Origin of the sequence: Tardiphaga sp. vice304 (genome assembly GCF_007018905.1) — a bacterium.
Classification (GTDB): Bacteria; Pseudomonadota; Alphaproteobacteria; order Rhizobiales; family Xanthobacteraceae; genus Tardiphaga.
In genome coordinates, this window is sequence record NZ_CP041402.1 from 3,940,414 (window position 1) to 3,951,962 (window position 11,549).

The following is an 11,549-nucleotide window of genomic DNA, read 5'->3' on the forward strand; positions in this document are numbered from 1 at the left end:
CTTCACACCCATCGGCGATGAAACGACGTGATTGCTAACGCATCATTAACCCTGAGCCACGTAGAGTTGTGTTACCCTCGACCCGCTGACCGGCACGGCATATGGCGCTCGCGCAACCACGATCGATTCTGCCCGCGGCAGAAGAAAAGCGACGTTTCCAGCGCGTGAAGGTCCACCTTCTCGGCCGCTACATGCTGCCGGACCGCCGCGAGTTTCCCTGCCAGGTGATCAATATGTCGCCTGGCGGCCTGGCCCTGCTCGGCCCCGGCATCGGCAATATCGGCGATCGCGTGATCGCCTATCTCGATCATATCGGCCGCGTCGAAGGCAAGGTGACCCGCATCATCGACAATGGCTTTGCGATGACCGTCGGCGCCACCCCGCGCAAGCGCGACAAGCTGGCGGCGCAGCTGACCTGGCTTGCCAACCGCGACATCCTCAACCTGCCGGAAGACCGCCGCCACGACCGTATCGTGCCGCGCAACCCGATCTGCGTCCTCACGCTCGAGGACAGCACCCAGATGACCTGCCGGATCATCGACCTGTCGCTGTCCGGCGCCGCCATCGCGGCGGAGAAGCGTCCGCCGCTGCACAGCCATGTGTCGCTCGGCCGGGTGCAGTCCCGCGTCGTCCGCCATCTCGAGGAAGGCTTCGCGATCGAGTTCATTCACGAGCAGCTCGCCGAGACACTGGAAGACAGCGTCAACGCCGGGTAAACGACCAAGCCTCCCTGACCCCAATCTGGTTGCGATTGAAAGGCGGTATCCCTGTCCCGGGATACCGCCTTCTTCATGTTTGACAACTGCCTTACCCGTTAACGCCGAGCCACGGTTGCGCCGCAAAGCCGCCATTTCCCGGCGCGGCGTGCTTAATGCGTAAAGTTTGAATCAAATCGGCAAGGTTAAATTCGGCTCCAGAAAGCCCGAACTATAGTTTCGAAAACGTAGCGTGTTTGAAGCGTATTCGTCTCAATTGTAGTTGGCCGATTTAGCGGCGCCGCAAAGCCTCTGTGCAAAACATGGTCCCAACAAGAAACGGGGGCCACAATGTTTGGTATCACGGGGCGAACTACAGGAATGGCGATTGCTGCTTTCCTGATCGGATTTTCAGTTACGGCGAATGCCGGCGACGCACGCTATGCAAGCCTGGGCGACACGACGCGCTCGCCGATCGGCTGGATCGAATTCTGCGCGGACAATCCCGCTGATTGCCGCGGGGCTGCTACCCAAGCGCGCGACATCGTTATCACGCAGACGGCGTGGAAGGATTTGCTGCGCGTCAACCGCTGGGTCAACGAGACCATCAAGCCGATGACCGATCAGGATCATTGGGGCGTGGTCGAGAAGTGGTCGCTGCCAGACGACGGCTACGGCGATTGCGAAGACTACGTGCTGTTGAAGCGCAAGATGCTGATCGATGCGGGCTGGCCGCGCGAGGCACTGCTGATCACCGTGGTACGCGACAAGAAGGGCGACGGACATGCGGTGCTGACGGTGAAGACCGACAAGGGCGAATACGTGCTCGACAACCAGAATGAGAACGTCGTGTCGTGGACCGAGACCGGCTACCGCTTCGTCAAGCGGCAGTCGCAGTCCAACCCGAACGTCTGGGTTTCGCTCGGAGACAACCGTCCTGCCGTCGCCACCGCCAGCGCCCGCTGATATCGAATTTTTCGAGATACGCGACCCGGTCACTTCCCCACCCCTCCCCGTCCCAGACCGGATCGCGTGCGGCCAGCCTTCCCCCAAGGCTGGCCGCAACTTTTTTTGGGGGGGACGTCCGATAAGCGCGACGCGGGCTCGCGCTGCTGGGTCAGCGCTTCCGGCGGCCGTCCGGCAAATAGCCAAACCGCGCCAGCGCGCTGGCGGAGATGCGTTTGCCGAACCGGCGATCGAGTTCGAACAGCAGCCAGACCAGCGCCAGCGTAAGCGCCAATACAATGCCGCAGAACATCAGGGTCAGATGGGGTGCGTCGAGGTTCGCCAGCATCCGGCCATTCTAACACAAGCCGACAAGGCCCGACGCAAAACGGCGCCGGCAGAGGTATGCCGGAGCCGTTGCAAGATCACATCAGCGTGTCTGGAGAGCGATCACTCGCACACTTCGACCCGCCGCACGCGGTAGCCCGCCGGAGTCATGATCCGACGGCGCACGAGATAGCAGCCACCTTCGTCATCATAGCCGCCAATGGCATAGGGATAGCCGCCATATCCGTAGCGGCCGTAGCCGTAGCCGCCGTACAGGCCCGCGCCGGCAAGCCCCAGACCCAGCCCGATGCCGACGCCGCGACCGCCCCAGCCGCCGCCCCTGAATCCGCCACCGTGGAAACCTCCACCGTGAAAACCGTGGCCGCCATATCCACCGCGCGCGGAAGCCTCGGTCGGCGCCGCCAAGGCAAGAACCGCCGCGGCCATCATCCCAAACACCATCTTGCGCAACATCACCATTCTCCAACACATCCGCTACGGTAGATTTGTATCGGTTAGATAGGATCGTTGCGACGAATAGCTATGCGATCGGGCCGCGGGCCGCTCACATCCGCGCTACCGCGCTGCGCTCGACGGCCGTCGCCGTTCAACAGCCCTTGCAGATGCTTTTCACCTTGCGATCGACGGCACGGTCCTGGGCATCGACGTTGGCGTCGCCCGTGGCCGGCTTGCCGTCCACCGCAGGCGCCCCCCCGGGCCCCGCGCCGGTCGTCCGGCCCATGCCGCCGCTCGAATTCGCCGTGCCGGCGCTGTTGGTGCCCGCCGCACCACCCGTCGCGCCTCCCGATGCGCCACCGGCGCCCCCACCGGTCTGGGCAAAAGCCGCCATGGACGACAGTAGAACGGCAACAGCGGCGAAAATCATTGGCTTGGAGGCTTTGAACATCGGAATCTCCTTTGCACGCCAACCGCGTCATCGGGCGCAGGTTCCCGATCGGAACAAAATCTTGCCGAAGGGTTTGAACTCAGTGTGTAAAGCGTTGCGTGGAGTTTCCCGATGTCGTGGGACAAGCAGTTTCGAGAGCCGATCGAGGTGCCGGATGGCGCCGTGCTGGTCAGTCTGCGCGACGCAGGCGCCTACATCACGCGGCTGCCGGCAGCCGAGCATGAGGCGGAGGAATGGCAGACCGCGATGCACTGCCTGATCGAGGCGGCCGATCACGGGGGTCCGGTCAGTTTTGCCAGGCTCGGCGTGGCGCAGGCGCTGAACCGTCGTGTCGATAAGGTCTATGATAAGTCGAGAAAACAGCCGCATTGGCGACAGTCGCCCCGTATGTAAGACATCCGTTTGCGCGAAAGAATGATCCGACCACCCGAGTGACAGGAAGGCATCCCATGACCGATCCCGAACGAGACCCCACTGACGAAGGCGAGCGCGCCGCCCGCGACGGAATTCCGGCCGAGGCCAATCCATATCAGGATGGCAGCCAGGAACATGCATTATGGAGCGCCGGCCACGAACGCATAGCCGTCGCCATGGAAGCTCAGGAGTCGGAGGGCACGTAGCCCTCATGCTTCTTCATCATGCGGTCGCCACGCGGCAGCGCGCCTGTCGCGTGGCGATGATAAGAAATCCCGTCAGCCGATTTTCTTCATGCCCTGTTTGAACCGCGGGCCATTCGCCGCGTAGAATTTCGCGGCGCTGCCCATCGCAGCGATCTGCTCGGGCGACAGCGTACGAACGACGCGTGCGGGCGCGCCGATGATCAGCGAATTTTCCGGAAACTGCTTTCCTTCGGTGATCACCGCGCCCGCACCGACCACGCTGTTGCGGCCGATCACCGCGCCGTTCATCACGATCGACCCCATGCCGATCAACGCGCCGTCCTCGATGGTGCAGCCATGCAGGATGACGTTGTGCCCGATCGTGCAGTTGGTGCCGATGGTCAGCGGGAATCCCTTGTCGGTGTGGCAGGTGCAGTTGTCCTGCACGTTGGAGCCCTCGCCGATCTCGATCCATTCATTGTCGCCGCGCAGTACGGCGCCGAACCAGACGCTGGCGGCAGCTTTCAGACGGATCTTGCCGATCACCTCTGCGCTGTCGGCGATAAAAAAATTGCCGTCGGCGGGAAGTTCGGGGCCCTGCCCGTCGAGTTCGTAGATCGCCATGGTTTCTTGTTCTCCCTTTCGGGAGACCTTGGCATGGATTGCAGCGATTATGCCAGCAGGCCCAGGGCCCGCAGCGTCATGACCACGAACGTGCCGGACATCAGGCTCCAGAAGCCGGCCAGCACGGTCGCCATCATCACGAACCGGATGCGATATTGCTGGACCACGCGGCGGCCGAGCAGCGTGTTGCGCATGATGATGAAGGGCGCGGCGAACACCAGGAATGGCACGGCGGCGAAGGCCGTGGGCCTGGCGCGATGCTGCAGCAGCGCGAAGCCGGCGGGGCGCTGAAGCAGCGCCTGATATCCGCTGGTCAGCAGGCCCGCCAGTGCGAAGCCGATGCACAGCTCAAACAGGGAATTCAACGCTTGCGGCGACATCGAGGATCTTTCCTACACACGACAACGCGCCTTGATCGCAAAATCCAGGGTTCTGCGCCACGACATCCTTAATGGAAGGTTAATGCGCGACCTTGGTGCAATCCATGGCTACCACTCCTGGCGAATAAATCGCCCCGGCGTTAACCCTGTGCTGGGGGTTTTGCGGTTGATTGGCGCCAGGTTCTGTCTCTTACCTGCGTACCCATGACCCTCACCTATCCGACCCAATCCCCGATACGGCGACGCCGCCGCAAGTCCCGCAGCCACCTCGTTCCGGTCATGATCGGCGCGGCACTGGCGTTCGGCGCGATCGCGCTGATCGGCTATCTCTTGTGGCCGACCTGGCAGAGCGCTCGCGCCGGCGATCCCGACCGGATCCCGGTCAGCGTCGGCGGCACGCTGTTCAACGTCGACAGCCACGCGTTTCGCCGCAAGGTGCAGAAGCACTCGGGCCCGCAGGAACGCGTCGATCTGAGCTATCTGTATCCGTCGCTGCAGGCCACCGACGTGCCACGCCATGTCAGCGTCGAGGCGTTCGAGGAGGCACCGCAGCCGATCGACCGCATCTTCCTGTCGATCTCGGCACATCATGACGTGATGTCGCCGGAGACGCGGCTGCGCACGATCTATCCGCGCTACAGCGATCAGGTCATGGCGCCGCAGGACGGACTGGCGACGCGGCCATTTCGCGATGCCACGCCCTACAGCAACGAAGACCTGTTTATCGGGAATGAGTCCGCTCTGGTGGCGCGTTGCACCCGCGACGGCAAGACGCCCGGCATGTGCCTGAGCGAACGCCGCATCAACGGCGCCGATCTCAGCTTCCGCTTCCCGCGCGCATGGCTGGCGCAATGGCGCGACGTCGGCGAAGCGATGGACACGCTGACGACGCAGCTGGCGGGTCCGCGGGGGTAGCATTGGGGGAACGGACGGCGGTCGTAACATCCCTCCCCCTTGCGGGGAGTGTCGGCCGAACGACAACGATGCGCAGCATCGTTGGAAGTGGAGGCCGGGGTGGGGGTAGCCCCACGCACCGGTTTTCCGTGGGGCTACCCCCACCCGACCGCGCTACGCGCGGCCACCCTCCCCGCAAGGGGGAGGGGAAAAGGCTCAGCCGTTGTCGACGAGGTCTTCTTCCAGGATCGCCATCTGGAACTGAAACGAGCGATCTTCGTCCTCGTCATCGACGAACAGCACGCCGATGAACTCCTCGCCGATATAAACTTCGGCCGAGTCGTCCTTTTTGGGCCGCGGCACGACGCGGAGCTTCTGGTTGCCGAACACGCGCTTGAGATAGGCGTCGAGCTTTCTGACTTCCTGAACGTCCACAGGTGTCTCCAATGCAATTGATGGGGGGTGGGCTGATGGCGAAGCTTTAATGCGAGACGACGCCCGCGGCTAGGCTGTTTGTCGAGAAATCACCAGCGCCGTTCAAGGCGGCGCGAAAATCACAGCCCGGTCGCGTTGAGCATCTGGTTCATGGTGCGCGACGGCTCGGCACAGCCGGCCTCGCCGACGATCTTGGCGGGCACCCCGGCCACGGTGACGTTGTGCGGCACCGGCTTCACGACCACCGAGCCCGCGGCGATGCGCGCGCAATGGCCGACCTCGATATTGCCGAGAATCTTGGCGCCGGCACCGATCAGCACGCCGCGGCGAATCTTCGGATGGCGATCCTCGTTCTCCTTGCCGGTGCCGCCGAGCGTGACGCCGTGCAAGATCGAGACATCGTCCTCGATCACCGCGGTCTCGCCGACGACGAAGCCGGTGGCATGATCGAGGAAGATGCCGCGGCCGATCTTCGCGGCCGGATTGATGTCGGTCTGGAACACCGCGGACGCCCGGCTCTGCAGGTACCAGGCAAAGTCCTTGCGGCCCTTGTTCAGCAGCCAGTGCGCAAGGCGATGGCACTGGATGGCGTGAAAGCCCTTGAAGTACAAAAGCGGATCGATGAAGCGCGTGGTTGCCGGATCGCGGTCGAACACCGCGACCAGATCGGCACGAAACGCATTGCCGATATCCGGCTCGTCGCGCAGCGCCTCGTCGAAGGTCTGGCGGATCAGGTCGCCCGACAGCGCAGAGTGATCGAGCCGCTCGGCGACACGATGCACCACCGAGTCTTCCAGGCGCGTATGGTTGAGCACCGTCGAATACAAAAACGACGCCAGCTCCGGCTCACGCTGCACGATGTCTTCAGCTTCGGCGCGGATCCGATCCCAGATCGGATCCAGCGTTGCCAGTTTCGTCGTCTGCGAATTAACGCTCTGCACGGCCATGATGGACTCGCAAATCTCTGTCTTTGGTCGTGCAGTATAGCACAACCAGCGGCGCTGTCGCGAAGCGCAAGGCGGCCGGATGAAACATCAGTCAACCCGAGAACACCTTCCAAGCCGTTGACTCTGCAGGCATTCCCTAATCGGACACGAATTGCCTGCGTGCAAGGCCTGCCTCCGAAATGGGCTGTCGGCCGGCCAATTCAAGGGTGGCCGGCCAGCCTCAGGGCCGGCGCGACAGAAACGCCAGCACACCTTCCTTGTAGACGCGGTCGCCGACCGCGCGCATGTGGTCGCGGTTCGGGATGTCGAGCACTTCGGAGCCCGGGATCAACTGTTGCAGCTCCTGCGCGGAGCCGGCGATCTCGTCGATGGTGCCAACCGCGATCAGGGTCGGTACCTTGATGTCGGCGGCTTCTTCCCTTGTCATCAGCCGGCGCGAGCCGCGCATGCAGGCGGCGAGCGCCAGCCGATCGGAACGGGTCTGGTCGGCGAAGGCGCGAAAGGTGCGGCCGACGGGATCGCTGACGTCGTCGAGCGAATCGGCTTCCAACGCTATCGCGACATTCTCGCCGGGACCGCCGCCGATCACCAGGCCGATGCCCAGACCGGCGATGATGGCGCTGCGGATCAGTTCCGGATTGTTCGCGGCCAGCAGCGCGGTGATGCGCGCGCCCATCGAATAGCCCATCATGTCGGCGCGGTAGATCCCCAGATGCGCCATCAGCGCGCGGACGTCACCGGCCATGAGTCCGAGATGATAGTCTTCGGGGTCATACAGTTTGGTGGACTCGCCATGGCCGCGATGATCCAGCGCGATGACCCGCTTGCCGTGTTTCTTCAGCTCGGAGACCCAGGTCGGATACACCCAGTTGACGTTCTTGCTGGAGGCAAAGCCGTGCACGAGGACGATCGGCTCGCCTTCGCCTTCATCGAGATAGGCAATCTCAACAGCGCCGTTGTGAAAACTCGGCATCCAATATTCCGTTTATGATGGTGAGGGTGTTGGGTGGTCGGCGGGAGGCACAGTTTAGCCGTGCAGCGAGGCCGCCGCCAGAGTCGGTCGCAAGGCCATTTCATGGCGCGATTGCAGCACGCGGCGCGCCTTGCGTGCTCGGGAGCGTTGCAGCCACGACCAAGTGACGCGCTCGGTCGCCGCCTTGATCGAGCAGACGAAGCCGAACAGCGTCAGCAATGCCCAGAATACCCACATCGTCATGTTGAAGGCGCCGACCGCCAGCAGGATGGCGCCGCGACCGAACATCTTGAGTATCGCGCGGGTCTGGCCGCCATTTTTCTCGGCCAGCTTGGCGATGCGCGCGACATCTTTCGGCCCCTGCGCGATGCGCAGCGTATCCATCGCGCCGCGCACGCCGGCTTTTTCGCCGACGCGGCCGGCATCCTGCGCCAGCTTGACCAGATCGCCGGCCTTGTCGCCGCGAAAGGCGGCCTTGACCGCGGTGATGGTCTTGCCCGGCCGCAGCATCGAGGCATCGGCCAGCGCACCGGTTAACGCCGGCGTATCGACGATAGTGCGAGCCGAGCGTCCCACCCAGGCCGTCAGTCCTTCGCCGAGCCGGCCGACCTTGCGGGCGTCCTTCACCAGCGACAGCCCTGCCCGCACCGGCGTGGCGCCGCCCACGGTGGCGTAAGTCGCCGCGGTGACGGCGAGCCCCGCGGCAGCCAGCCCGAGAATCAGATGATCGGCGTCCTCGCCCATCGCCAGATGCTTGCCCTCGCGGACGACGTCGCGAATGTCGCCGTAGACGAACAGGTCGCCGGCGACCGTGCCGGACATGCTGCCAATATCGTCGGCCTGCCCGGTCACGAAACCACTGGCGAATTTGGCGGCGAAATTCGACGCGGAGTTCTGCTCGGTGACGGCGTCAGCGACACGCTTGGTCACATCTGCGGACAGAGGTACCTGCCTGGCGGCGGCGAGCTCGACGAAGCTATTGGCCAGATCGGCATCCTTGGCGGCCAACGCTTCTTCGATATTGCGAGCCAGCACGCCGGGATCGGTCCGCATGGCTGCCGAAACCTGCGCGTCGGCCAGCGCGACGGGATCGTCCTGCGCCACCAGCACGGCGCCGGCGTCGCGGGCCTGCGGCAACAGCAACAGGCCGATGGTCGCGCAGACCGCAACCCCCGTCAGTGCCGTGTCGAGCCGGTATCGCATCCGCCAGTCCTGATCATGCATCCCGAGCAGAGATGGTATGCCGTTTTTTAGACACAACCGCCCCGACGAAAGAAGGGCTTCTCTAACCCAACGGGATTGTGTCGAATTTGCTCCATCGCACCGACTTGCAGTCGGCCCGCAGGCGACGGTCAGGGCTGCTTCCGGCTCCCTAGGAATCATCTTCGGGGGACACTATGGTGCGTCGCACTGAATGGCGCGCGGCAACTGGTTCGCCGCCATTGCGAGCAGAGGTAGATCAAGATGGCCGACCACGTCGTTCCGCACTTCCACAATGATGCCGGCGTCCCGATCATCGAGATCGGTTCGAAGGAATTCATGTGCGTCGGCGCCAACCCGCCATTCGACCATCCGCACGTCTTCCTCGACCTCGGCAACGACAACGAGATCATCTGCCCTTATTGCTCGACCCTGTACCGCTTCGCAGCGGACCTTGGCGCCGGCGAGGCTCGCCCGCCGGAATGCGTGCTGAAAGACAAGGTCGCCTGATCCCGGTCGGTGTCAGGATCGCGCCGCATCGTCATCGCCGGTGCCGGCATCGGCGGGCTGACCGCCGCACTGGCGCTGGCCGAGCGGGGCTTTTCGGTCTGCATCCACGAAAAGGCTGAGCGGCTGCAGGAGGTCGGTGCCGGGCTGCAATTGTCGCCCAATGCCAGCCGCGTGCTGATCGGGCTCGGCCTCGGCCCCCGCCTTGCGGGGGTTGCAACGAGGCCGGAGGCCGTCAGCATCATGACGGCGCGCAGCGGCGGTGAAGTGAGCCGCCTGCCCTTCGCCGCGTCTGACACGGCATCCTATTGGGTCATGCACCGCGCCGACCTGCAGGCCGCCTTACTGGCCGCCGTGCAGGATCATTCGCAGATTGAATTGCAACTCGCCCACCCGTTCAGCGGTTTCAGCATCGCTGACGACGGCTCCGTGGAAATTCCCGGCGAGGCGCCGGGGCTGGCGCTGATCGGCGCCGACGGGGTCCGCTCACAGGTGCGGCAGCTATTGTTTCCCGCCGTGCAGCCGACCTTCTCCGGACAGGTCGCCTGGCGCGGCTCTATCGAGAACAGCCGCCTGCCCTGCGCCTTCCCGCCACGCCGCGTGCAATTGTGGATGGGGCCGCGGGCGCATCTGGTGGCCTACCCGATGTCCTCCGGCGAGCAGGTCAATGTGGTCGTCATCATGCCCGGCCGGCTCGACGACGCCGACTCAAGCGCGACCAAGATCGCGGACCATTTCCGGGCTTCGCGCTGGCCGGCGCCGGCGCTGGCTTTGATCGGCGCCGTCGCCGAATGGCGGCGCTGGCCGCTGTCGACACTGCCCGATGGCGGCGTCTGGAACGCAGGCCCCGTGGCCCTGCTCGGCGACGCCGCCCATGCCATGCTGCCGTTCGCCGCCCAGGGCGCCGGCATGGCGATCGAGGATGCCGCCGTGCTGGCGCAATGCCTGGCGGATGCCGCTCGAGAGCCCGAGACCGTTCCGGCCGCGCTGGCGCGCTATGCGGCGCTGCGCGCGCCGCGGGTCGGAAGGGTGCAGCGCACCGCGCGGCAATCCGGCCAGATCTATCATCTGCAGGGACCGATGGCGCTGGCGCGCGATCTGGCGATGCGGGCGCTCGGCGCGCCGGCGCTGCAGGCCCGGCAGAACTGGATCTATGACTGGGTGCCGTGAAGGAAAGAGTTTGCTGGCGTTAGCGAGGCCGTGTCGGCTTCGCGGCGGCTGCCGGCGACAGGATCGGCGGCGCGGTCTCCGTGCATTTGCTGCGCTGCCAGGCCTCTTCCGCCAGCTTCGCCGACGCCCGCGCCGAGATGTAATCATTGCGATACACCGCCTCGCCGACCACCGTTCCTGCGGCGCCGGTCCGCGCCTTGTCGATCAGCCCCTGCAGCTCCGCGGTGCGCCTGGCCATCGTCTTGCGCTCGGTGTCGAGCTGGCTGCAGTCGTAAAGCTCATATTTGGCGGGATCGACGAAGGCTCCGGAGATGAAGCTGTCACCAATGCCGGCACATCCGGCCAGGCCGATGCCCAGCGCCACGATGGCCGCGCGTGCGACCCAGGGGGAATGTAAATCGATCATCCAGTTTGGTACCCCGACAACGTTGAGGTTGCGTAAAGCACCGGCCGGTGACCGGATTGAGGCCGGGGTGGTGCTTGGTGCGGACGGCGGGAATCGAACCCGCACGACGTTGCCATCGAGGGATTTTAAGTCCCTTGCGTCTACCAATTCCGCCACGTCCGCGCCGGGCCTACTTCACGTTTTTCGGCAGCGGGGTCAACGCATGTTTTTCAATTGCTGGCGGCCGAGCCTTACGTGCGCTCGATCTTGCCGCTGAACAGCGGCAACGGCACGACCTTTTCGCGCAAGGCCTTGGCCTGCATCTGGCAGACGCAGAGCGGCTCGCCCTTCAGCTTGGTGCAACGGCACGGATAGCCATAGGCGAATTCGATCAAGGCATCGACGTCGCCCGCCCCGATCGCCTGTTCGACGCGCTCGCCATAGGTGGTGGCGGTGTATTTGCTGCCGCTGTTCGTCATGTGATGTCTCGTGCGGGACCAGAGGAAAGCGATGCCCGATCTTGGCAACGCTTCTACAGCCAATCCGCGACGCCGCAAATAG

General features: G+C 64.3%; 18 protein-coding genes and 1 tRNA gene. 7 read left to right on the top strand and 12 right to left on the bottom strand.

The features are described 5' to 3' along the window. Nucleotides 1-101: 101 nt before the first annotated feature. Both FNL56_RS18770 and FNL56_RS18775 read left to right on the top strand, forming a co-directional pair. Nucleotides 102-716, top strand: coding sequence for a PilZ domain-containing protein (locus FNL56_RS18770; protein WP_143578111.1), 615 nt, complete (start codon nucleotides 102-104; stop codon nucleotides 714-716). Nucleotides 717-1,076: 360 nt separating this feature from the next. Further along, a complete protein-coding gene (locus FNL56_RS18775) occupies nucleotides 1,077-1,661 on the top strand; it encodes a transglutaminase-like cysteine peptidase (protein ID WP_441351237.1) in 585 nt (194 codons plus the stop codon). 151 nt (nucleotides 1,662-1,812) lie between these two features. Here the strand turns inward: FNL56_RS18775 and FNL56_RS27805 are convergent, their stop codons facing one another. The 3 genes from FNL56_RS27805 to FNL56_RS18785 all read right to left on the bottom strand — a co-directional run bounded on the left by FNL56_RS27805 (nucleotide 1,813) and on the right by FNL56_RS18785 (nucleotide 2,874). Beyond that, on the bottom strand, nucleotides 1,813-1,989 hold the full coding sequence (locus FNL56_RS27805) for a hypothetical protein (RefSeq protein ID WP_168202815.1): 177 nt from the start codon (nucleotides 1,987-1,989) through the stop codon (nucleotides 1,813-1,815). Nucleotides 1,990-2,090: 101 nt separating this feature from the next. Then, the gene (locus tag FNL56_RS18780) at nucleotides 2,091-2,441 is read right to left on the bottom strand and encodes a hypothetical protein (protein WP_143574507.1); all 351 of its coding nucleotides are present in this window, start codon (nucleotides 2,439-2,441) and stop codon (nucleotides 2,091-2,093) included. A gap of 133 nt (nucleotides 2,442-2,574) precedes the next feature. After that, nucleotides 2,575-2,874, bottom strand: a complete 300-nt coding sequence (locus FNL56_RS18785) for a hypothetical protein (RefSeq protein WP_210245408.1) — start codon at nucleotides 2,872-2,874, stop codon at nucleotides 2,575-2,577. Between the two features lie 111 nt (nucleotides 2,875-2,985). On the opposite strand from FNL56_RS18785, the gene FNL56_RS18790 reads away from it, so the two are divergent. Both FNL56_RS18790 and FNL56_RS27810 read left to right on the top strand, forming a co-directional pair. After that, nucleotides 2,986-3,267 carry a hypothetical protein gene (locus FNL56_RS18790; RefSeq protein WP_143574508.1) on the top strand — a complete coding sequence of 94 codons (282 nt, stop codon included), beginning with the start codon at nucleotides 2,986-2,988 and terminating at the stop codon, nucleotides 3,265-3,267. 56 nt (nucleotides 3,268-3,323) lie between these two features. Beyond that, complete coding sequence (locus FNL56_RS27810; RefSeq protein ID WP_168202965.1) at nucleotides 3,324-3,494, top strand: hypothetical protein; 171 nt, start codon at nucleotides 3,324-3,326, stop codon at nucleotides 3,492-3,494. Between the two features lie 72 nt (nucleotides 3,495-3,566). On the opposite strand, the gene FNL56_RS18795 is transcribed toward FNL56_RS27810, so the two are convergent. Both FNL56_RS18795 and FNL56_RS18800 read right to left on the bottom strand, forming a co-directional pair. Continuing rightward, nucleotides 3,567-4,097 (bottom strand): gamma carbonic anhydrase family protein, encoded by a 531-nt coding sequence (locus tag FNL56_RS18795; protein ID WP_143574509.1) that lies wholly within the window; start codon nucleotides 4,095-4,097, stop codon nucleotides 3,567-3,569. 47 nt (nucleotides 4,098-4,144) lie between these two features. Beyond that, the gene (locus FNL56_RS18800; protein WP_143574510.1) at nucleotides 4,145-4,477 is read right to left on the bottom strand and encodes a DUF6949 family protein; all 333 of its coding nucleotides are present in this window, start codon (nucleotides 4,475-4,477) and stop codon (nucleotides 4,145-4,147) included. Between the two features lie 204 nt (nucleotides 4,478-4,681). Here FNL56_RS18800 and FNL56_RS18805 point away from each other — a divergent pair, with 204 nt between their 5' ends. After that, nucleotides 4,682-5,392: a hypothetical protein gene (locus FNL56_RS18805; RefSeq protein WP_143574511.1), complete on the top strand. Its 711-nt coding sequence runs from the start codon at nucleotides 4,682-4,684 to the stop codon at nucleotides 5,390-5,392. A 195-nt stretch (nucleotides 5,393-5,587) separates the two neighbouring features. On the opposite strand, the gene FNL56_RS18810 is transcribed toward FNL56_RS18805, so the two are convergent. The 4 genes from FNL56_RS18810 to FNL56_RS18825 all read right to left on the bottom strand — a co-directional run bounded on the left by FNL56_RS18810 (nucleotide 5,588) and on the right by FNL56_RS18825 (nucleotide 8,929). After that, nucleotides 5,588-5,806, bottom strand: coding sequence for a DUF3126 family protein (locus FNL56_RS18810; RefSeq protein WP_143574512.1), 219 nt, complete (start codon nucleotides 5,804-5,806; stop codon nucleotides 5,588-5,590). Nucleotides 5,807-5,925: 119 nt separating this feature from the next. After that, nucleotides 5,926-6,753, bottom strand: coding sequence for a serine O-acetyltransferase (gene cysE, locus FNL56_RS18815; protein ID WP_143574513.1), 828 nt, complete (start codon nucleotides 6,751-6,753; stop codon nucleotides 5,926-5,928). Between the two features lie 220 nt (nucleotides 6,754-6,973). Beyond that, nucleotides 6,974-7,726, bottom strand: a complete 753-nt coding sequence (locus FNL56_RS18820; RefSeq protein WP_143574514.1) for an alpha/beta fold hydrolase — start codon at nucleotides 7,724-7,726, stop codon at nucleotides 6,974-6,976. Between the two features lie 54 nt (nucleotides 7,727-7,780). Continuing rightward, nucleotides 7,781-8,929, bottom strand: coding sequence for a hypothetical protein (locus FNL56_RS18825; RefSeq protein ID WP_143582235.1), 1,149 nt, complete (start codon nucleotides 8,927-8,929; stop codon nucleotides 7,781-7,783). A 261-nt stretch (nucleotides 8,930-9,190) separates the two neighbouring features. Here FNL56_RS18825 and FNL56_RS18830 point away from each other — a divergent pair, with 261 nt between their 5' ends. Then, entirely contained in the window at nucleotides 9,191-9,436 is a 246-nt protein-coding gene (locus FNL56_RS18830) for a zinc-finger domain-containing protein (RefSeq protein WP_143574516.1), read from the top strand. Nucleotides 9,437-9,445: 9 nt separating this feature from the next. Beyond that, nucleotides 9,446-10,603, top strand: coding sequence for an FAD-dependent monooxygenase (locus FNL56_RS18835; protein ID WP_143582236.1), 1,158 nt, complete (start codon nucleotides 9,446-9,448; stop codon nucleotides 10,601-10,603). 19 nt (nucleotides 10,604-10,622) lie between these two features. Here the strand turns inward: FNL56_RS18835 and FNL56_RS18840 are convergent, their stop codons facing one another. The 3 genes from FNL56_RS18840 to FNL56_RS18850 form a co-directional block, all read right to left on the bottom strand. Then, entirely contained in the window at nucleotides 10,623-11,009 is a 387-nt protein-coding gene (locus tag FNL56_RS18840) for a twin-arginine translocation pathway signal (protein WP_143574518.1), read from the bottom strand. Nucleotides 11,010-11,084: 75 nt separating this feature from the next. Further along, nucleotides 11,085-11,171: transfer RNA gene (locus FNL56_RS18845), tRNA-Leu, on the bottom strand. Between the two features lie 68 nt (nucleotides 11,172-11,239). Further along, entirely contained in the window at nucleotides 11,240-11,467 is a 228-nt protein-coding gene (locus FNL56_RS18850; protein ID WP_143574519.1) for a hypothetical protein, read from the bottom strand. Nucleotides 11,468-11,549: the final 82 nt, after the last annotated feature.

Excerpts from the sequence above, each read along its gene's own strand:
- FNL56_RS18780 (WP_143574507.1), bottom strand. The coding sequence starts at position 2,441 with ATGTTGCGCAAGATGGTGTTTGGGATGATGGCCGCGGCGGTTCTTGCC.
- FNL56_RS18770 (WP_143578111.1), top strand. The coding sequence starts at position 102 with ATGGCGCTCGCGCAACCACGATCGATTCTGCCCGCGGCAGAAGAAAAG.
- FNL56_RS27805 (WP_168202815.1), bottom strand. The coding sequence starts at position 1,989 with ATGCTGGCGAACCTCGACGCACCCCATCTGACCCTGATGTTCTGCGGC.
- FNL56_RS18805 (WP_143574511.1), top strand. The coding sequence starts at position 4,682 with ATGACCCTCACCTATCCGACCCAATCCCCGATACGGCGACGCCGCCGC.
- FNL56_RS18795 (WP_143574509.1), bottom strand. The coding sequence starts at position 4,097 with ATGGCGATCTACGAACTCGACGGGCAGGGCCCCGAACTTCCCGCCGAC.
- FNL56_RS18775 (WP_441351237.1), top strand. The coding sequence starts at position 1,077 with ATGGCGATTGCTGCTTTCCTGATCGGATTTTCAGTTACGGCGAATGCC.
- FNL56_RS27810 (WP_168202965.1), top strand. The coding sequence starts at position 3,324 with ATGACCGATCCCGAACGAGACCCCACTGACGAAGGCGAGCGCGCCGCC.
- cysE (WP_143574513.1), bottom strand. The coding sequence starts at position 6,753 with ATGGCCGTGCAGAGCGTTAATTCGCAGACGACGAAACTGGCAACGCTG.
- FNL56_RS18840 (WP_143574518.1), bottom strand. The coding sequence starts at position 11,009 with ATGATCGATTTACATTCCCCCTGGGTCGCACGCGCGGCCATCGTGGCG.
- FNL56_RS18820 (WP_143574514.1), bottom strand. The coding sequence starts at position 7,726 with ATGCCGAGTTTTCACAACGGCGCTGTTGAGATTGCCTATCTCGATGAA.
- FNL56_RS18790 (WP_143574508.1), top strand. The coding sequence starts at position 2,986 with ATGTCGTGGGACAAGCAGTTTCGAGAGCCGATCGAGGTGCCGGATGGC.
- FNL56_RS18850 (WP_143574519.1), bottom strand. The coding sequence starts at position 11,467 with ATGACGAACAGCGGCAGCAAATACACCGCCACCACCTATGGCGAGCGC.
- FNL56_RS18825 (WP_143582235.1), bottom strand. The coding sequence starts at position 8,929 with ATGCGATACCGGCTCGACACGGCACTGACGGGGGTTGCGGTCTGCGCG.
- FNL56_RS18785 (WP_210245408.1), bottom strand. The coding sequence starts at position 2,874 with ATGTTCAAAGCCTCCAAGCCAATGATTTTCGCCGCTGTTGCCGTTCTA.
- FNL56_RS18800 (WP_143574510.1), bottom strand. The coding sequence starts at position 4,477 with ATGTCGCCGCAAGCGTTGAATTCCCTGTTTGAGCTGTGCATCGGCTTC.
- FNL56_RS18830 (WP_143574516.1), top strand. The coding sequence starts at position 9,191 with ATGGCCGACCACGTCGTTCCGCACTTCCACAATGATGCCGGCGTCCCG.